Annotated in this window: 16 protein-coding genes and 1 pseudogene; 9 read left to right on the plus strand and 8 right to left on the minus strand. The window is 58.7% G+C overall.

Going from position 1 to position 19,144, the window contains the following annotated elements:
• Window positions 1–7 precede the first annotated feature (7 nt).
• From mgtA to AACY36_RS16060, 3 genes are all read right to left on the minus strand, one after another.
• Complete coding sequence (gene mgtA / locus AACY36_RS16050; RefSeq protein ID WP_339419493.1) at window positions 8–2,713, minus strand: magnesium-translocating P-type ATPase; 2,706 nt, start codon at window positions 2,711–2,713, stop codon at window positions 8–10.
• Between the two features lie 561 nt (window positions 2,714–3,274).
• The gene (locus AACY36_RS16055; protein ID WP_339493494.1) at window positions 3,275–3,880 is read right to left on the minus strand and encodes a GNAT family N-acetyltransferase; all 606 of its coding nucleotides are present in this window, start codon (window positions 3,878–3,880) and stop codon (window positions 3,275–3,277) included.
• 6 nt (window positions 3,881–3,886) lie between these two features.
• Complete coding sequence (locus AACY36_RS16060) at window positions 3,887–4,231, minus strand: FKBP-type peptidyl-prolyl cis-trans isomerase (protein ID WP_339497291.1); 345 nt, start codon at window positions 4,229–4,231, stop codon at window positions 3,887–3,889.
• A gap of 262 nt (window positions 4,232–4,493) precedes the next feature.
• Here AACY36_RS16060 and AACY36_RS16065 point away from each other — a divergent pair, with 262 nt between their 5' ends.
• The 3 genes from AACY36_RS16065 to AACY36_RS16075 all read left to right on the plus strand — a co-directional run bounded on the left by AACY36_RS16065 (window position 4,494) and on the right by AACY36_RS16075 (window position 8,621).
• Complete coding sequence (locus tag AACY36_RS16065) at window positions 4,494–6,452, plus strand: flavin monoamine oxidase family protein (protein WP_339428075.1); 1,959 nt, start codon at window positions 4,494–4,496, stop codon at window positions 6,450–6,452.
• Between the two features lie 103 nt (window positions 6,453–6,555).
• Entirely contained in the window at window positions 6,556–7,443 is an 888-nt protein-coding gene (locus tag AACY36_RS16070) for a nitrilase family protein (RefSeq protein ID WP_339419497.1), read from the plus strand.
• 14 nt (window positions 7,444–7,457) lie between these two features.
• Complete coding sequence (locus AACY36_RS16075) at window positions 7,458–8,621, plus strand: hypothetical protein (protein ID WP_339419499.1); 1,164 nt, start codon at window positions 7,458–7,460, stop codon at window positions 8,619–8,621.
• A 48-nt stretch (window positions 8,622–8,669) separates the two neighbouring features.
• Here AACY36_RS16075 and AACY36_RS16080 read toward each other — a convergent pair.
• A pseudogene (locus tag AACY36_RS16080) lies at window positions 8,670–9,159 on the minus strand (hypothetical protein).
• 250 nt (window positions 9,160–9,409) lie between these two features.
• Between AACY36_RS16080 and AACY36_RS16085 the strand changes: the two are divergent.
• Window positions 9,410–10,903 carry a helix-turn-helix transcriptional regulator gene (locus AACY36_RS16085; RefSeq protein ID WP_339420139.1) on the plus strand — a complete coding sequence of 498 codons (1,494 nt, stop codon included), beginning with the start codon at window positions 9,410–9,412 and terminating at the stop codon, window positions 10,901–10,903.
• Between the two features lie 132 nt (window positions 10,904–11,035).
• Window positions 11,036–11,308 (plus strand): DUF1652 domain-containing protein, encoded by a 273-nt coding sequence (locus AACY36_RS16090; protein WP_339497292.1) that lies wholly within the window; start codon window positions 11,036–11,038, stop codon window positions 11,306–11,308.
• On the opposite strand, the gene AACY36_RS16095 is transcribed toward AACY36_RS16090, so the two are convergent.
• The 3 genes from AACY36_RS16095 to AACY36_RS16105 form a co-directional block, all read right to left on the minus strand.
• Window positions 11,271–12,464, minus strand: coding sequence for an MFS transporter (locus AACY36_RS16095; protein ID WP_339428078.1), 1,194 nt, complete (start codon window positions 12,462–12,464; stop codon window positions 11,271–11,273). The two genes, AACY36_RS16090 and AACY36_RS16095, sit on opposite strands and share 38 nt — an antisense overlap.
• 77 nt (window positions 12,465–12,541) lie before the next feature.
• The gene (locus AACY36_RS16100; RefSeq protein ID WP_339420135.1) at window positions 12,542–12,850 is read right to left on the minus strand and encodes an RcnB family protein; all 309 of its coding nucleotides are present in this window, start codon (window positions 12,848–12,850) and stop codon (window positions 12,542–12,544) included.
• Window positions 12,851–12,935: 85 nt separating this feature from the next.
• On the minus strand, window positions 12,936–13,361 hold the full coding sequence (locus AACY36_RS16105) for a nuclear transport factor 2 family protein (RefSeq protein ID WP_339420134.1): 426 nt from the start codon (window positions 13,359–13,361) through the stop codon (window positions 12,936–12,938).
• On the opposite strand from AACY36_RS16105, the gene AACY36_RS16110 reads away from it, so the two are divergent.
• From AACY36_RS16110 to AACY36_RS16120, 3 genes are read left to right on the plus strand one after another with little or no spacing between them, the layout of a single operon-like run.
• Complete coding sequence (locus tag AACY36_RS16110; protein WP_339420132.1) at window positions 13,350–13,907, plus strand: helix-turn-helix domain-containing protein; 558 nt, start codon at window positions 13,350–13,352, stop codon at window positions 13,905–13,907. The two genes, AACY36_RS16105 and AACY36_RS16110, sit on opposite strands and share 12 nt — an antisense overlap.
• Window positions 13,908–13,918: 11 nt before the next feature.
• Entirely contained in the window at window positions 13,919–15,265 is a 1,347-nt protein-coding gene (locus AACY36_RS16115; RefSeq protein ID WP_339497294.1) for a glutamine synthetase family protein, read from the plus strand.
• 21 nt (window positions 15,266–15,286) lie between these two features.
• Window positions 15,287–16,384 carry a DNA alkylation repair protein gene (locus tag AACY36_RS16120; RefSeq protein ID WP_339438953.1) on the plus strand — a complete coding sequence of 366 codons (1,098 nt, stop codon included), beginning with the start codon at window positions 15,287–15,289 and terminating at the stop codon, window positions 16,382–16,384.
• 47 nt (window positions 16,385–16,431) lie between these two features.
• On the opposite strand, the gene AACY36_RS16125 is transcribed toward AACY36_RS16120, so the two are convergent.
• Window positions 16,432–17,322: a LysR family transcriptional regulator gene (locus AACY36_RS16125; RefSeq protein WP_339428082.1), complete on the minus strand. Its 891-nt coding sequence runs from the start codon at window positions 17,320–17,322 to the stop codon at window positions 16,432–16,434.
• Window positions 17,323–17,452: 130 nt separating this feature from the next.
• On the opposite strand from AACY36_RS16125, the gene AACY36_RS16130 reads away from it, so the two are divergent.
• Window positions 17,453–19,099, plus strand: a complete 1,647-nt coding sequence (locus tag AACY36_RS16130; RefSeq protein WP_339420127.1) for a GMC family oxidoreductase — start codon at window positions 17,453–17,455, stop codon at window positions 19,097–19,099.
• The last annotated feature ends 45 nt before the right edge of the window (window positions 19,100–19,144 follow it).

Raw genomic sequence — 19,144 nt, forward strand, 5'->3', positions numbered from 1 at the left:
TCCCTGTTTATTGCCAGCCAAACTTACGGATGTAGTAACCCTTCACCGCCTGGGTCAGGGCCATGTACGCCAGCAGGATCACGGGCAGGAACACAAAGTACAGCGATGGCAGCGCCTGCAATTTAAAGTAATGCGCCAACGGCCCCATCGGCAGGAAAACCCCCACGGCCATGATCACACCGGTCATCACCATCAACGGCATCGCCGCACGGCTTTGCAGGAACGGGATTTTCGGGGTGCGGATCATGTGCACGATCAGCGTCTGGGTCAGCAGCCCCACCACAAACCAGCCGGACTGGAACAGGGTCTGGTGGTCGGGGGTGTTGGCATCGAAGACATACCACATGAGTGCAAACGTGGTGATGTCAAAGATCGAACTGATCGGCCCGAAAAACAGCATGAAGCGGCCGACATCGCCCGGTTGCCAGCGTTGTGGCTTGGCGAGCATGTCTTCATCGACGTTATCGAACGGAATCGCGATCTGCGAAATGTCATACAGCAGGTTCTGCACCAGCAAATGCATCGGCAGCATCGGCAGGAACGGGATAAATGCACTGGCCACCAGCACCGAGAACACGTTGCCGAAGTTGGAACTGGCGGTCATCTTGATGTACTTGAGCATGTTGGCGAAGGTACGCCGCCCCTCCAGCACGCCCTCCTCCAGGATCATCAGGCTTTTTTCCAGAAGGATGATGTCGGCGGCTTCCTTGGCAATATCCACCGCGCTGTCCACCGAAATACCGATGTCGGCGGTACGCAACGCCGGCGCGTCGTTGATGCCATCGCCCATAAAGCCCACCACATGTCCGTTAGCCTTGAGCAGGCGCACGATGCGCTCCTTGTGGCTCGGCGTCAGCTTGGCGAACACGTTGGTGGTTTCCACGGCCTCTGCCAGCTCGGCGTCGGTCATGTCCTCGATATCGTTGCCCATCAGCAGGCCTTGTTGCTCCAGGCCCACTTCACGGCAGATTTTGGCGGTGACCAGCTCGTTGTCACCGGTCAGCACTTTTACCGCAACGCCATGGGCTTTGAGCGCCTTGAGGGCGGGAGCAGTGCTTTCCTTCGGTGGGTCGAGGAAAGCCACGTAGCCGATCAGCGTGAGGTTTTGCTCATCCGCCAGGCTGTAAGTGTCGCGCCCCGGCGTCATGGGTTGCGCGGCCACGGCCACCACGCGCAGGCCTTCTTCGTTGAACGCAGCGGTGACCTGGCGAATACGTGCCAGCAGTTCATCGGTCAGCGCCTCGTTGGTGTCGCCATGGCGCACGTTGTTGCACACAGAGAGGATTTCCTCCACAGCGCCCTTGCAGATCAACAGGTGCGGCAAGCCTTCCTCGGCCACTACCACCGACATGCGGCGACGATTGAAATCGAACGGGATCTCATCGACCTTGTGGAACGCGGTGCCGACTTTCAGCTCGCGATGCACCTCCACGTGCTCCAGCACTGCCACGTCCAGCAGGTTTTTCAGGCCGGTCTGGTAGTAGCTGTTGAGGTAGGCCATTTCCAGCACATCGTCGGACTCTTCGCCCCACACATCCACATGGCGCGCCAGGAAAATCCTGTCCTGGGTCAACGTGCCGGTCTTGTCGGTGCACAGCACGTCCATGGCGCCGAAGTTCTGGATCGCGTCCAGGCGCTTGACGATGACCTTTTTGCGCGACAGAAACACCGCACCCTTGGCCAGGGTGGAGGTGACGATCATCGGCAACATTTCCGGGGTGAGGCCCACGGCAATCGACAATGCAAACAGCAGCGCCTGAGTCCAGTCACCCTTGGTGAAACCGTTGATAAACAGCACCAGTGGTGCCATCACGAACATGAACCGAATGAGCAACCAGCTGACGTTGTTAACACCGTGCTGGAACGACGTGGTCGCGCGGTCGGTGGCCGTCACACGCTGGGCCAACGCGCCGAAATAAGTGCTGTTACCGGTGGTCAGGATCACCGCCGTCGCCGCGCCGGACACCACGTTGGTGCCCATGAACAGGATATTCTCCAGGTCCAGCGGATTGCGGGTGTTGGCGTCCTGCTGGTGGGCGAACTTCTCCACCGGCATCGATTCCCCGGTCATCGCCGCCTGGCTGACGAACAGGTCCTTGGCGCTGAGCACACGGCAGTCGGCCGGGATCATGTCGCCGGCCGAAAGTACAATCAGATCGCCGGGAACCAACTGCTTGATCGGTAACTCGATGCGCTTGGCCTCATCGCGACGCAGCACCGTGGCGGTGTTACTCACCATGGCCTTCAGGGCATCGGCGGCCTTGTTGGATTTGGCCTCCTGCCAGAAACGCAGCAACGTCGACAGCACCACCATGGAAAAAATCACCGTGGCGGCCTTCACGTCTTCGGTCAGCCAGGAGATGACCGCCAACAGGGTCAGCAACAGGTTGAACGGGTTCTTGTAGCAGTGCCACAGGTGCACCCACCAGGGCAGCGGTTGCTCATGCTCGACTTCGTTGAGGCCGTATTGCACGCGCAGGGCATCGGCCTCTTGGGTGTTCAAACCTTCGCAATGACTGCCTAGCGTGCCGAGCAATTGCACGGCACTGTTGTTGGCCGAGACCACGAGGGTTTGCGCCAGAGTCGGCGGTACTTCGCGGCTGACACTGGCGTCAGTCACCGTTTCGAGCATCGCCAGGCGGCGGAAATGCCGGGCAATATGCCGGGTCCGCAGGAAGCCGGCGAAGAACTCTTTGAGCAGCGTGAAGTTCATGGTGTTACTCCTGCGCGAGGAAACACTCGTGCAGGTACGGCCGTCTGCCCCGCGCCATTTTATAGGCACAGTCAGCTTGGCCCGCCCACCGTAAAGGCAGGCGCGTCCGTAGCATCCCGAGGTGAGTCAGGTGCTGGTCAGCGTCGATGAGAGGGATTCGGGCAGGCGCCAGGATTGGCTGCTGCCGGGATGCCGCTTCTCGCTTTTATTGGCGAGACAACGGCATCAGAAGAATGCGCGTTACCTTGCCAAGCCTGTGCCGGCTACCAGAACCGGCCGACTACTGTCACTCGAACAAGTACCCACTGAGGGTCTCCGCTATTGATGAAAACGCGCGAAGCTTACGCCTCGAGTTCAGGAGCGTAAACCGCAGAAAAGTGTCTGCGTGAGGAATAAGAAGATTCTTCAGGGAGGGTTCAGGAACGCATCTTCCTGAACCCTCCAGATATCTAAATGTGGGAGCGGGCTTGCTCGCGAAGACGGTGTATCAGCCACTGCAGATGTCGACTGAGCTACCGCATTCTCGAGCAAGCCCACATTTCGGACAGCGTACATCAGTTGCTACGCGGTACCCGGTCTATCCCTCGCCACCAGCCTCAAGTAATCCTCAACCGCCCCACCCGCCAGCGCCTTGACCTGAATCGACACCCGGTTCACCTGCCGTCCCATCGTGACGCCCTCCCGCGTACTTACCTGCGCATACCCAAGCCTGGGCCAGAAACGCTCGGCTTTGATATTGCCGATAACCACCGTCAACCGCAGCCATTGGGCGCCCTTCTTCGCAGCCCATTTTTCAAGGTCCGCATGCAGTCGTTGCGCAAGGCCAGTGCCATGCAGGCAGGAATCGACCAGCAGCAGCCCGATATGCCAGACACCGCTCGCCAGCAAGTCCGCCGCAATGTTCACCACCGCGACCCATTGGTCGTCAGCATCGCGATAACCCAGCCAATACATCCGGCGGCACGTCCATCCTGTGGGCAACTGCCCGTGCAACTCCTCGCGCGCTTCAGTCGGCGTGGCGGGCTCGCCGTTCACCGCAATGAAGTAATCCGGCGCTCGCTCGAAAAAACGTTGCAGCTCGGCCTCGTCGCTAGCGCACAGCTCAACCACCCGAGTACCTGCAACAGAGCAACCGGGCAACACGTGCTCATCAACATCCCTGTTCATCCGCCCTCAATCATCCCGCGTCAGCACTTCCAACAACTCAATCTCAAAACACAGATTACTGTTGGGCTTGATATGCGCGCCCATCGACCGTTCGCCATACGCCAGATGCGCCGGCACGAACAAGGTCCGAACACCGCCCACCTGCATGCCCATCAGCCCCTGGTCCCAGCCCTTGATCACCCGCCCGGTGCCGATCACACACTGGAACGGTTTGCCGCGCTCCCAGGACGAATCGAATACCGTGCCGTCTTCCAGGGTGCCGGTGTATTGGGTAGTAATCAACGCGCCCTTGACCACGGCTTTGCCAGTGCCGGGGCGGATGTGGGTGATTTGGAGTTCGTCGTGGCTCATGGCGGTTCTCATTGAGGACGCAAAGGATGGCGTTTTTCCCAGAATCAAGCGGGTTTGGCAAGCTTCAAACGCAACACTGACAGTTTCTACGCGCCGCAGCGCCTTTCAGGATCAGAGGGCTCTCTCTGCGCTTGCTGCCTGAAATTCACTTACAAAAAAACACGATGTCCCCTCCCCCCAAAACACCTTCAGCTTATTTCTCGCGCCCAGTGCTAACGCTCAACCTATGAAGCGTTCATTACGCTGAATAGGGAATATCAGAATGACCATCGGTTCCGGCTTCAACTACCCCGCAGACATCGCCCAGCGCCAGCATCGAGAAAAGCGCTCTACCGAGAAGAAATGGAGGGCAACATTTCCTAATCCACCCGACCTGTGCTTTGACTACCGCGCGTTGGTTGAACAGGTAAACGGGATTGCCCAGGCCACTGAACCCAATCATAAGATCTGCGTTATTGGCGCTGGCATTACCGGCCTGACGACTGCACGCGAGCTTTACAGGTGCGGGTTCACAAACATTACCTTACTCGAAAAATCCAAGCGTATTGGCGGCCGACACCTTACCGCCCTTGGGAACAATCACACCAACACGCCAGGCAGGCCCCCTTTCGAGATGGGTGCAATGAGGATGCCGTTCTTCAACAAGACAAATGAGCCTCCCAAAGACGGTCGCTCACTGATGGCCTATTACGCTAACGAATTCGATTTGCGCCATTCAGACTTTCCAAACCCGGGCAGCCCGGCCGTCCGCTCAACAGGTATATTCCTCAGAGAAGGGAGCATAGATAACAGCAGTGAACCCACCCTGCTGATCTGGAAAAACGCCGATGGAAAAACAGCCCCGCCAGGGCAAACGCTGGGCCACGTTTTCGCGAAATGGAAGACATTTGCCGAGCGTATGACGCTGTGCGTCTCCGAAAATTACGGCTCCGAACGCTGGGAGGACATGTGGGCATCGATAGTAAGAAAATACGAAGGTATGTCCTTTCGGGACCTGGTCAAGTTGCCAAGTATTGATACGTGGCACCACAGGGATCCTGGAAACTTTGGCGGCCTGGGTATGAGTGCCCAGGAATCTGCAGTGTTCTACGCCATCGGAATAGGTGATGGCAGTTGGGGCGCCTTCTATGACGTCTGCGCGCTTTACCCTCTGCGCACGGCGATATTTGGATTCAGCAGTCATCTGCAGTTGATCCACGGACGGGTTGACGCAGACGGTACGCCCATGGACGCACCGTACTTGAATGCTAAAGAGACGCTGGACTCCAGAGGGCTGAAATTCAACAAACCAAACTATATTGGCCTTGGATCGCTGGCGGAATCGCTGCTCTTCATAAAACCCGACGAGACCGATGATTCTTTGTACGAACACCTTTTAAAGCGCCCATCCGGTTTACTGACCAGCAGTGCAGTGACAACACTGAAAAAACTCAAGAACGGAAAAATACGGGTGTATTACAGCTGGAATGCCACACAAAAAGACAAAACAGAAAACGTATTTATCGATTGTGACGCTGTCGTAATGACACTCCCCTCCTGGCTGATCGAGACACAATTATCAATTGAAAACTTCAGCCAGGAGACACTCCCATTCAACATCATAGAAGCCTATAAGACCGCCCACTGGGAAACCAGCTGCAAAGTCTACGCGCCACTAAAAAAGTCGTTTCTCTCAGAGAACAAGAACATACCTCAAGCGATCGTTACGGACAGCTGGGTACATGATGTATATACCTACCGCTACCACAATAATAATACCTATGACTGCATCCTCCTCAGCTACACGTGGGAAGACGACGCGACCAAGCTATCGGTATTTGACGACGAACAACTGGTCGATAAATGCATAAAAGAGCTTGACCGAATCCTCTTGAAGTCCACAAACATCAAAGAAAAAATATCACCTTATATAGGACATAAACAGGCCGTCGTTCAACGCTGGATGAACGACAAGCACTCGCTGGGTTGTGCAAAGCTCTATCGCGCAGGCACCTACTACGCCGCGGTGTCCTTAATGAAATACAACAGGGACTTCTCCCACAAATCGGGACTTTATCTCTGCGGCGAGTCGTTTTCCGTTGATGCTGGCTGGACTGAGCCTTGCTTCAGAGGCGCCGTCGACACCGTGATAAACATCTGCAATAAAACACGCGCCAATTTCAACGGCGGCTTTGACATGCAGGACTACCCAGCCTACAAAACCGAGCAACAAAGGAAATAGACTACGCAGCAACGAGAACCGTCTGACTTTCAATTAAACATATTGTCGCCTCTTATAAACATCCAACCATTTTCCGGTTGTATAACAATAAGAGGTCACCTCAATGAGCGAACCAGTAAGCCCTGCACGCGTAGCGGTCATTCAACTTGATCCACAGGTCGGCATGGCCAACCGCGCCAATAATCTGAGTCAGAGCCTCGCACTGGCGGCCGAAGCCGCGAACGGCGGAGCCAACCTGATCGTGCTGCCCGAGCTCACCAATTGCGGGTATTTCTTCAGCAGTCGCCAGGATGCTTTTGATCACGCAGAACGAGTGCCAGACGGTACCAGCGTGCAGGCGTGGATAGATTTTGCCTGCAGGCACCAGGTGTATCTGGTAGCAGGCCTATGTGAAATAGACGGTATGCAGCTATTCAATACGGCCGTGCTGTTAGGTCCCGAAGGCTACATCGGAAAATACCGCAAAGCGCATTTGTGGAACCTGGAAAAGCTATGGTTCACCCCCGGCGATACAGGCTTTCCGGTATTTGAAACGCCGATCGGCCGTATTGGCTTGCTGATTTGCTGGGACATCTGGTTCCCGGAGGTACCGCGCATTCTCAGCCAGCAAGGCGCAGATATTATTTGCAGCCTGAACAACTGGGTGTGGACGCCACCGCCGCTATTCGACGACGCGGGAAAATGCATGGCGTCATACCTGACGATGACCGCCGCCCACGTCAACAACGTGTTTATCGCTGCCGCCAGCCGCATTGGCGAGGAGCGAGACGCCCGTTACCTCGGATGCTCATTGATTGCCGGAACCAATGGCTGGCCGATTGGCGCTGTCGCTTCGGCCAATCGCCAGGAAATTTTGTTCGCCGACATTGATATCACCAGCGCCCGCAGTGCACCGATCTGGAACAGCCTCAACGATTTGCAACGTGATCGACGCAATGATCTCTACGATCAAATGCTCGGTTACGCCCAACACCCTGCCCTGCCGCGCTGATTGGAGGGTTGACTATGGGTAACCTCTTAGAAAAACCACGAACCCCCTGGTCCAACATTGACAAGACTGTTGTTGTCATTGCGCTGACCAGCGCTCTGATCATTATGTGGTTAGCGTTCACCGGGCCCTGGCCTGGCTACACCGATATGGTGCAAAGCCTCCCACACCCTGTTGCCTGGCTGCGCTGGGTACTTGGCGATATCAGCGAGGTCGCTTTCTACAAACATGAACTGGCGTCGCTCGGCCTGCTGGGAGGTGCCTACCTGGCCTGGTGGGCCAGCCGAAGGGGTAAGGCCTGGCAAGGTTTCTCCATTTCCTATGGGACCGGATTATGGCCTTGGCTGATAACCAGCTCGTTGCTCGGCCTGCTACTCAGCAACCTGCTGTGGGGATGGGCTGTCACCGCTGAGACGTGGCAACCGACGTTCGCGGCGTTCGTCTCGTTGCCGGCGGCAATGGTGCTGATGTTTGGCGGCGGGTGGAAGGTCACCCTCACTGGCGCAGCACTGGGCGCTGTGCTCGTTACGCCGATGTGCCTGTTGATCGTCAACTTTGTCTGCGTGCCGCTGGGGTTGCCGACGGTGATTGGCAATGTGATGGGCATGGCTATCGGTAGCGTGATCGCGTTTATGCTATGCCGTCGGATGCCCTCTGTGGTGCGCTCGGACTTTACCCCACCGGCCAAACCGGAGCCTGCCGCTCTTCCCACTTATGGCGTGACTTGGAGCCTGCGCCGGGTGCTGGCAGATTTCTCCGAAGCGCCGTTTTTTGGAAACGAGCTAGCCAGTCTGGGTCTGTTGGCGGGAGTCCTCTTGGCGTACGCCCTGAATCCCGTGAGCCCGGCGTACGGCTCAGGCCTCATATTGCACCTGATCGGCGCGCAAGCACTGACGTCTGCGCTGGGTGTGGTCATCTGGCGACGTGAGTGGATCAAGCGAGGATGGTATCCCACCTATGTTCCCTTGGTGTCAGTAGTACCGGCTGCCGTGTTGACCCATGGAGGAAGTTGGATGGTGATGGGATCAAGTGCGCTGCTCGGTGCATTGATTGCTCCACCTTTAGCGTGCGCCATCGCGGGGAGGTTGCCGGCCCACTTCCACCCCTACATCGGTAACGTGCTCTCAATGGCGTTGAGTACGCTGATCATCGTGCCAGTCGTGGGATGGTTAGTGGTTTAGCAAAAGCGTGGTGAGAGGTCCCCCTCTCACCACCCTCATCACAACACGTCAGGCCAACGGTACGCGACGATTAGTCAGCGCCATACGTCCCACAAAGAAGCTCAGCGCCGCCCCCCAACAGCAGCATCGCCAAGGTGCTCCAGGCCGCACGGGAAACCTGCTTGGCAGCCACTTCACGGGCTTTCTGTTCAGCCTGTTGCTTCAGCTCTTCGACCTTCTGCATGGCTTGCTGATAAGCCTGGGCGTAATTGTCGACGATCTGCGTGGCTTCTTCCTTACTCTTGCCGGTACGCGCCGCCACGAAGTTGACCAGCGCTTCTTTATCCGCCGCGTTCAGCGCAGGTTCACCGGACGCTATCACGCGTTCAAACCACTCCTTCACTTGGTCGCCCGCCTGCGCAGGATTGGTCGCTGCATCCGTCGCCGCGGCAATACCGCTGCTGGCAGCCAACAAGCCTTTACCCACCATGTTGCCGGCGGTGCCGAGCACACTAAGGACCAGGTAGGTTACCAGGGCAATTGCACTACCGGCCAACACCGCGCTTCAGGGCACGCGAAACAGCGAGCGATCGGTTTCATAGACAGTGGTCATACAGAGGTACTTCGCACGTTATGGGAGCACGACGATGTGCCTTGTTGAGTAGGCGTGTGGCGAAACGATAGCTGTTCAGTCGTGGCGCAAATGCACCAGATTGCCTGATGCATTTGCACTCCGTCCCCCTCACTTTCTCTGCACTATCCTGAAGCGTGCATGTCGGAGTTTTTATGCGCTTTTTTCCGGAGAAATCATGAGCCAGGACGTCCTCGCTAAAGAAACCAACCGCCGCCAACTGCAGCAGATCATTTCCGGGTTATCCGATGGGATCATTCTCGCCGAGGTCGACCAGACCATCCTGTGGGCCAACGAAGCCGCACTGACCATGCACGGCGTGGGCGACGTGATGGGGCTAGGCGCGGATGCGCAGGCGTATGCCGAGCGCTTCACGCTGCGCTATCGCAACAATCACCCACTGCTGCCGGAAAACTATCCCCTGGCCCGTGCTGCCGCTGGCGACGAATTCAGCGACGTCGTGGTGGAGGTGATTCCAAACGCCGATTCGGACAAAACCTGGGTACACCGCCTGCGCAGCCTGGTGATCGCCGACTCGCATGGCGAACCGGAGCTGCTGGTACTGATCCTCAGCGACGCTACCGAATGGGCCAGTGCCGAGCAGCGCTTCGAGAAAACCTTCAACGCCAACCCGGCGCCTGCGGTGATCTGCCGTCTGAGCGACTTGCGCTATATCAAGGTCAACCAAGGCTTTCTGGAGATGACCGGTTACAACCGCGACCAAGTCATCGGCAAGTCCGTCTATGAGCTGGACGTACTGGAGCAGGCCGAGCGCAAGGGCCTGGCGATCCAGCGCTTGGGCGATGGCGCGACCATACCGCAGATGCAGGCCGAACTGAGATTGCCCGAAGGCGGCAGCAAACTGGTGATCGTCGCCGGCCAGCCGCTGGACATGAACGAAGAGGCCTGCATGCTGTTCTCCTTCACTGACCTGGAGCCTCGGCGCAAGGCCGAAACCGCGCTGCGCCAGAGTGAAGAACGGTTTGCCAAATCATTTCGCCTGACCCCGGTGCCGACGTTGGTCTGCAGCGCCGCCAACCGCCAAGTGGTGGATGTGAATGAGGCGTTCATGACGATCACCGGGTACACCAGCGAAGAATTGATCGGCAAGGCCATCGAAGACATTGGTTTTATCGACAGCGCAACGGCTGGCGCCCTGTTGTTCACCACCCTGGAAAAAGCCGGAAGCGTTGACGGCCAGGACTTGAAGGTGCGCAAGAAAGGCGATGAGGTTATCGACTGTGTCGTGTCCGCCGACACCGTGATCATTCAGGATGTGCCCTGCTACCTGCTGGTGCTGATGAACATCACCGAACGCAAGCGCTCGGAGCTGGAACTGGTGGCCGCCATCGAGGAAGTCATGCAAGACGCTTCATGGTTCAGCCAGACACTGATCGAGAAACTGGCGAACGCCAAAAGCGTCAACAGCCCCAACCTGCCGAATGTCGCGTTCACCGACCTCACGGCCCGCGAGCGGGATGTTTTGGGGTTGATCTGCGAAGGGCTGGCTGACAAGGAAATTGCCTCGCGCCTAAAACTGGCGCCCAACACGGTGCGTAACCATGTGGCCACGGTGTACTCCAAGCTGGGGGTGCATAGTCGTAGTGCAGCGATCGTTTGGGCCCGCGAACGCGGACTGTTTGCCCGCGAGTTGCGGCTCAAGAACAAGTGAATGCGGTGCAAATGCACTAGTGCGTCTAGTGCGAATTCAACTTATGACGCGGGCAAGTAAACCCTAACCTTCAGGGCGTGGGCACAAGGCTTTGATCGTGTGCCACCGCATTAACACCCTGAAGGAACCCACATGTTTACCCTCTCTCAACTGCGCAATTGCATCGAAGAAGGTCTGTCGCCACTGAAGTGCGAATTCACCCTGTGCCGGGACGCGTCGCTGACCCTCAAGGTCTACGACGCGGAGACCGGCCGGGTCGACCTGGTTGTCACCGGGATCAGCACGAACCGGCTGCAGACCCCGCAAGAAGTCGAAAAAATGGTGGAAGAGCTGCGTTACGAACTGCAATGCAACACCGTGGGCAAGCTCACGCTGGATGATTTGCCTTCAGCGACGCACCCATGAAATAGAACACCCCGCCCGCAATGATAAACGCCCCCAGCATGTAGAACATGTAGTGGGCCGGCAGGCTGGCCAGCACCAGCCCACACAACACCGGCCCAAGGGCAGCCCCCAGGTTGGACAGGTTCTGCGCCCCGTAGTACATGCCGCGCAGGTGGTCCGGGGCGATGCGGTCGATAAACATGTACTCGGCCGGAAACACGATGATCTCCCCCACCGTGAACACCGCCATTGCCAATACCCACCACAGCACGCTGGTGGACAGCGCAAAACCAATGATCCCCAGCATGAACATGCCCAGTCCTGCGATCAGCCACTGGCCCAAGTAGCGATGCGAGATGCGCCGCCCAATCACATACTGCAGGGCAATCACCAACACGGCGTTGGTGGTCAGCACGGCGCTGACCACGGTGTAGGTGTATTCGGCGGTGGTGGTGGTGACCAAATATTGCGACAGCCATGCAGTGAACTGACCGAATACCACGGCGCTGAGCACGCCGCCAACGGTGAAGCAGACCAGGCGACGATCGCGCAACAGCACGCGGCCAACGGCAAGAAAGGGCACCGGCTTTTGCGTGGCATCAACGGTCGCCAACGTGCGGTCACCCCAACGCCAATACAGCAGGAAAAACCCTACACCCAATAGCGCCGAAAGGATAAACGGCAAGCTGATGTCCAGCTTGGCAATCATCGCCCCGAAAAAAGGCCCTACGGCATAGCCGATATTGGTCAGGGTGTACTTGATGGAAAACACTTCGCTGCGTGCGTCTTCGGGCAACAAGCTGGCAAAACCGGCTTTGACCGCGATATCGATCACCGCGTAGGCCAGGTTGATCAGGATCAGGCAGCTGTAGAACGCCCAGATATTCTGCGCGAGCAGCGTGCCGATAAAGCCCAGTACAAACAGCACGCTCATGCCGAGCAGCAACCGGTAGCTGTTGATACGGTCGACCAGGAAGCCGCCATAGACGCTGAGCAGCGAGCCGACAATCAGCGAACTGCCGATCACCAGACCGACCTGAGTGATATCAAGGGCAAAGTGGCTGGTGAGGTAAATCACCAAGTACGGAAACGTGATCGCCTTGGCCAACGTGAGCATCAACGTGGCGGACAGCAACAGGTTAACGGTGCGGGGGTAGTTTCTTATTGTGGCAAGCATCCTGCTTTCTTTCCTGGAAGGTAACGCGGCCTTTACGGCCGGCTACCTTAACTCAGGAACAGGGCACGAATGCAAGGTCATTTCTTGACGGGAGTGATCTCAAGGATGGTGCCGTTAGTGGTCTTGAGCAGGACGAATTTATCGCCCACCCGCGCCCACTGGCTGTCTTCTTCAGGCTGCTTGAGGCCGCGTTTTTTCCAGTCGCTGACAGCTGATTCCTTGCGCATCAACATATCCGGTGCGCGGTCGCCCTCTTTCAAGTCACGGGCGTTGATATTCGAAGGTTGCACGGTTTCCTGGGGGGTATCACCGGCGTGCACGACAAAGCTGGCGGTGGACAGGCTGGCGGCAACCAGCAGGCAGGCGATTAGGGACTTGGACTTCATGGGTGCTCCTTCAATTAATGGCGCTTACCCAGGTTCGGACCGCTGGCGGGTCTGATCATTCAATCAAGCCTTGGCACGGAGTGAGCTAGGCAACTGCCACAGGTGTGCCTTGATGGAACACCATCCGCCACTGCCCCTCTTCAGCTCGCCATACCGAGCTGCGCAGCGAAGCCCCACCTGCGTGCCGATGAGAGCGATAGGTCACCAGAGCCACACCTTCAGTCAGCCTTTTCACCGTGAAATCAGTTATACAGCGCGCAGAAAACACCTCATCCTGCAGTCCGGAAATCACCTCTGCCTTGCTGCCCCACACATTTCCACTGGCACCAAACTCAACAAAATCATCCGCCAATAGCTCCGCCAACCGCGTCGCATTCGAACGGGTAGTCGTTTGCTGCAGCGCCTGTTCAAGCTCAAATAAGTGCGCGTCTAAATCCATTCCATTGCCTCCATGAAATAAATCCTGTAATTTTTCATGAAATTTATCGAAATAAATTTCATGACCCCACAAGAAGAACTCTCCACCCTGGCCGCACTGATCCACGATCTGCGCAAGCACAAGAAGCTTACCCTCGCCCAGCTCGCGCAGAAAATCGAGCGATCCGTGGGTTTCCTGTCCCAGGTCGAACGCGGCCTGTCGCGCCCGACCGTGGCCGATTTGACCGCCATCAGCCATGCCCTCGACGTGCCCACCACCTACTTCTACAGCCAGCCCAAACCCAAGGCGGTGGACTGGATCACCCGGCCCAACGAGCGGCGCACGGTGTATTACGCCAATGGCATCACCGACATCCTCGTCTCGCCCAGCATGAACGGCGCCTTTTCGATGCTCGACAGTCTGTTGGCTCCCGGAGCCAACAGCGGTGAACAAACCATGAGCGACCGCGCCGAGCAGGCCGGCTTTGTACTGGAGGGCGAATTGACGCTGTGGGTCGACGGTGAGACCGATCCGGCCACCCTCGGCCCCGGCGACAGCTTCCACCTGGCCAGCTTCGCCCATTGCCGCTACGCCAATCTGACCGACCTGCCCGCCCGCGTGTTGTGGGTTTACAACTAGGAGCTGCACCCGTGAAAAGCCATGCCACCACGTTACTGGCCGAAGTACGGACCTTTCGCCAGAACCATCCCGACGTGCGTTACGTAGACTTGATCGCCTTGGACATTCCAGGGCACTTCTACGGCAAGCGTTACCCCATCGAGATGCTGGAAAAAGTCGCCGCCGGCAGCCCGCTGAAGCTGCCACAGAACGCCGTGCTGCTGGGGGCTCAGGGGGGGCTGTTCAAGATTGGTGACTATTGCTTCAACGACGGCGACCCGGATGCCAACCGCCGTCTGGTGCCGGGCACGCTCAAGCCGGTGAGCTGGGAGTCGCAGCCGCTGGGCCAGATGCTGATTACCTCAGACGGTACCGAAGCGCCCATCGAATTCGAACCTCGCGAAGTGCTGGCCAAGGTGCTGGAACGCCTGCAACACAAGGGCATTCACCCGGTGGTGGCGTTCGAGTTGGAGTTCTACCTGTTCGACAAGAAACTCGACAATGGCCTGCCGCAATGCGCCCGCGACCCACTGAGTGACGACCCCGACGACCAACCCAACCTGCATATCGAACGGCTATCGCGTTTCAGCGAAGTGCTCGACGACATGGCGCAAACCGCCAAGAACCAGGGCATCGACATCACGGTGATCACTGCCGAAATCGGCCCCGGCCAGTTCGAAATCAACTTCGGTCACCAGGGCAACGGTATGCGCGCCGCCGACTGGGCCGCCCTGTTCTGTCGCAGCACCCGCGGCGTAGCGCTCAAGCACGGTTACCGTGCGAGCTTCATGGCCAAACCCTACCTGCAATTCCCCGGGAGCGGCATGCATGTGCATGTCAGCCTGTATGACGGCGCGGGCAATAACCTGCTGGCGGCGCACCAGCAGCAGCCATTGCGCCATGCCGTGGCCGGCTGCCTGGAATTGTTGCCGCACTGCATGCCGATCTTTTCGCCCAACCACAACGCCTTTCGCCGCCTGGGCGGCACGGTCAACGCGGCAACGCGCGCCAGTTGGGGCTTTGAAGACCGTGATGCGTGCGTGCGCATCCCCGAGTCCGACCCGCGCAACCTGCGCGTAGAGCATCGCCTGGCGAGTGCGGATGCCAACCCGTACCTGGTGCTGGCGGCGATCCTGGTGGGCTTGGAGCACGGTCTTGAAGCCAAGCGCGAACCCATCGCCCCACTGAACGAAGATCGCACCAGCGGTACCGACTTCCCCCTGGAAATGCTCGACGCCGTGCGCGCCATGCAACATCAACCGGTACTGCGCGATAAGCTGGGCGCCGAATTTGTCGACGTGTACTGCGAGAACAAACGCCAGGACCACTTGGCTTTCCAGCAAGAGATCCCTGCGCGGGAATACCGCTGGTTTCTCTAAACATCCCCTATGGAATCACCGATGACTGACCAAAGCGCCCCGGCCCTCAAGGAAATCTTCAACATCGAACGCCTGCACCACATCGCCACGCAAATGACGGCGGTGTACCCGGCCTTCGACGCCAAGGGCTTCCTCCAGCACGCCAAGTCCGGGCTGACGGAGTTGTCGGTGATGCAGCGCATGGCGCGGGTCAGCGAGAGCCTGCATGCAGTGATCCCGCTGGATTATGCGCAAACCCTCAAGCTGCTTTACGCCCTCGCCCCGCGCCTGAACAGCGCGTTCGTCAGCCTGTTCCTGCCGCACTTCGTGGCGAATTACGGGCGGGATGACTTCAAGCGCTCCATGGCTGCACTCCAATACTTCACCACCTTTGGCTCCGCCGAATTCGCCATCCGCCACTTCCTGCTGGATGACTTCCAGCGCACGTTGGCGGTGATGCAGACATGGTCGCTGGATGACAACGAACACGTGCGCCGCCTCGCCAGCGAAGGCTCGCGGCCGCGTCTGCCGTGGTCGTTCCGCCTGGCCGAAGTCCAGGCGAACCCTGAACTGTGCGCGTCGATCCTCGACAACCTCAAGGCCGACGGCAGCCTTTATGTGCGCAAGTCTGTGGCCAACCACCTCAACGACATCACCAAGGACCACCCGGAGTGGGTGCTCAGCCTGATCGAGGGCTGGAACCTGGACAACCCGCACACCGCCTGGATCGCCCGCCACGCCTTGCGCAGCCTGATCAAGCAAGGCAACACCCGGGCGCTGACGATCATGGGCGCCGGGGCCAGGGCCGAGGTGAAGATCCATGACCTCAAGGTGACACCGGCGGTGATCAACCTGGGGGAACGGATCGAGCTGTCCTTCAGCCTGGAATCAACCGCCGCCGCCCCACAGAAACTGGTGGTGGATTACGCGATCGACTATGTGAAAAGTGCCGGGCACAGCGCGGCAAAGGTGTTCAAACTCAAGACGCTTACCCTCGGCGCTGGGGAACACCTCAGCATCCGGCGCGAGCAGCATATTCGCGAGCTGACCACGCGCAGGCATTACCCCGGCAGGCATAGCGTGCACGTGGTGGTGAATGGAGAGCGGTTGGGCAGCGCAGAGTTCGAGTTGCGCGCCTGACAGGTTTGAGTGAACCTGCACAGTTCCCACCGTCTTGATCCGGTCAGTCAGATCTCGCCGAGGAGCAAGCTTTGCTCCCGCGCGCACAACTCCACCACGTAATCCCACAACACCCGCAACCGCACTGACTTGTGCAACTCCCGCCGCGAACTGATCCAGTAGCTGCGCTGAATTCCCTCCCCCGGCAGCAAAGCCACCAGCTCCGGATCAGCCGAGGCCATGAAACACGGCAACACCGCAATGCCCAACCCTGAGCGTGCCGCCTGGTGCTGGGCTATCACGCTGGTGCTGTGGAACACCACTTTGGGGTTGCGGCAGAAGCTGCTGAGGAACTTCAGTTCCTGGCTGAACAGCAGGTCGTCGACGTAATCGATCCACGAATGCACCGCGAGGTCTTCGCGCTTTTCGATCGGCGGGTTACGGTCCAGGTAGGCGCGGCTGGCGTAGAGGGCCAGGCGGTAGTCGGTGAGTTTGCGGGTGACCAATTGATCGACGCTGGGCCGTTCAAGGTGGATGCTGATTTCCGCCTCGCGGTTGAGGATGCTGACAAAGCGCGGCACTGCCACCAGCTCCACTTCCAGTCCGGGGTAGCGTTCGAAAAGCCCACCCATGCGGCTGGCCAGGAACATCACGCCCAGCCCTTCGGCGACGCCCAGGCGGATCTTGCCCAAAGGCGCGGCGGAGTGGGTCAGTTCGTCTTCAGCCAGCAGCGCGACGTTTTCCATGGCTTCGGCGTGTTTGAGCAAGGCTTCGCCGGCAGGAGTCAGCTCGTAGCCTTGGGCATGCTGTACGAACAGCGCAGTACCGAGGCTTTTCTCGATCGCCTCGATGTGCCGTGCCACGGTGGCATGGGTGGTTTTCAGGCGTTGCGCGGCGGTGAGTAGGCGGCCGCTGCGCTGCAACTCAAGAAAGTACCGCAGGTCATTCCAATCGAACATGGCGCCTCCATTGCGTGACACGGGGTCGTGCTGTTTAAAAACGAACAGCAGCTGGGTAAAAACTAACATTTTTAAGACGAAAACTAACAACTAGGATGGAACCAATAAGAAAAACAAGCGAGACCTTCAGATGCCCATTGCAACTGCTGAATACGATTACATCGTCGTAGGCGCCGGCCCCGCGGGCTGCCTGCTCGCCAATCGTCTGTCCGCCAACCCCGCTCACCGCGTGCTACTGCTTGAAGCCGGCGGCCGCGACAATTACCCCTGGATCCATATCCCCGTCGGCTACCTGTTCTGCATCGGCAACCCGCGCACCGACTGGTGCTTCAAGACCGAAGCCCAGGAAGGCCTGCAAGGCCGTGCACTGAGCTATCCACGCGGTAAGGTGCTGGGCGGCTGCTCATCGATCAACGGCATGATCTACATGCGCGGCCAGGCCCAGGATTACGACGGCTGGGCGGCAGAAGGCAACGCCGGCTGGGCCTGGAAAGACGTGCTGCCGTTGTTCAAACAGAGCGAAAATCATTTTGCCGGTGACTCCCAATTCCATAGCAATGGGGGTGAGTGGCGAGTCGAACAACAGCGCCTGCACTGGCCGATCCTCGACGCCTTTCGTGACGCGGCGGCGCAAAGTGGCATCGCGCCGATCAGCGACTTCAATCAGGGCGACAACGAAGGCTGCGGCTATTTCCAGGTCAACCAGAAAGCCGGTGTGCGCTGGAACGCGGCCAAGGCATTTCTCAAGCCGATCCGTCAGCGCCCCAATCTCACCGTGCTGACCGAAGTGGAAGTAGACCGCGTGCTGCTGGAAAACGGCCGAGCCTCACAGGTGGTTGGTCGTCAGCAGGGCCAGCAGGTGAGCTGGAAGGCGCGCAAAGAGATTGTGCTGTGCGCCGGCTCCGTCGGCTCGCCGGGGATTTTGCAGCGCTCGGGGATAGGGCCCTCCAGCGTGCTCAAGCCGCTGGGCATCGACGTGCTGCATGAACTGCCGGGCGTGGGCGGTAACCTGCAGGATCACCTGCAATTGCGGCTGATCTACAAGCTGGAAAACGCCCGCACCCTCAACCAGATCGCTGGCACCGTATGGGGCAAGATGGGCATGGGCCTGCGCTACCTGTACGACCGCAGCGGCCCGCTGTCGATGGCACCCAGCCAGCTCGGCGCGTTTGCCCGCTCGGGCCCGGAACAAACCTCGGCCAATCTTCAATACCATGTGCAACCGCTGTCGCTTGAGCGCTTTGGCGAGCCGCTGCACGCGTTCCCGGCGTTTACCGCGTCGGTCTGCGACCTGCGCCCGCAAAGTCGCGGACGTATCGACATTCGCTCGGCCAACCCGGCGGACGCACCGCTGATCCGCCCCAACTACCTCAGCCATCCGCAAGATTTGCGCGTGGCCGCCGATGCCATCCGCCTGACGCGCCGCATCGTCGCAGCCCCGGCCCTGAGCCCATTCAAGCCGGTGGAATACCTACCGGGCGATTCACTGCAAACCGAGGACGAACTGCACGAAGCCGCCGCGCGCATCGGCACGACCATCTTCCACCCGGCCGGCACCTGCCGCATGGGCAGCGATAAAGACGCGGTGGTCGATGCCCAACTGCGCGTGCATGGTGTGCCTGGATTGCGCATCGCCGATGCGTCGATCATGCCGCGCATTACGTCCGGCAACACCTGTTCACCTACGCTGATGATCGCGGAGAAGGCCGCGCAGCTGATCCTTTCGCCGAATACAAGGAGTCTCGCCCCGGAGAAAGAACTGGTTCATGCAATCTGAATAGCGGCGCTGAAACTGGCGCCGACAGTGGAACAACAATAAATA

The organism is Pseudomonas sp. EA_15y_Pfl1_P101 (genome assembly GCF_963970835.1).
In the GTDB taxonomy this organism is placed as follows: Bacteria; Pseudomonadota; Gammaproteobacteria; order Pseudomonadales; family Pseudomonadaceae; genus Aquipseudomonas; species Aquipseudomonas tritici.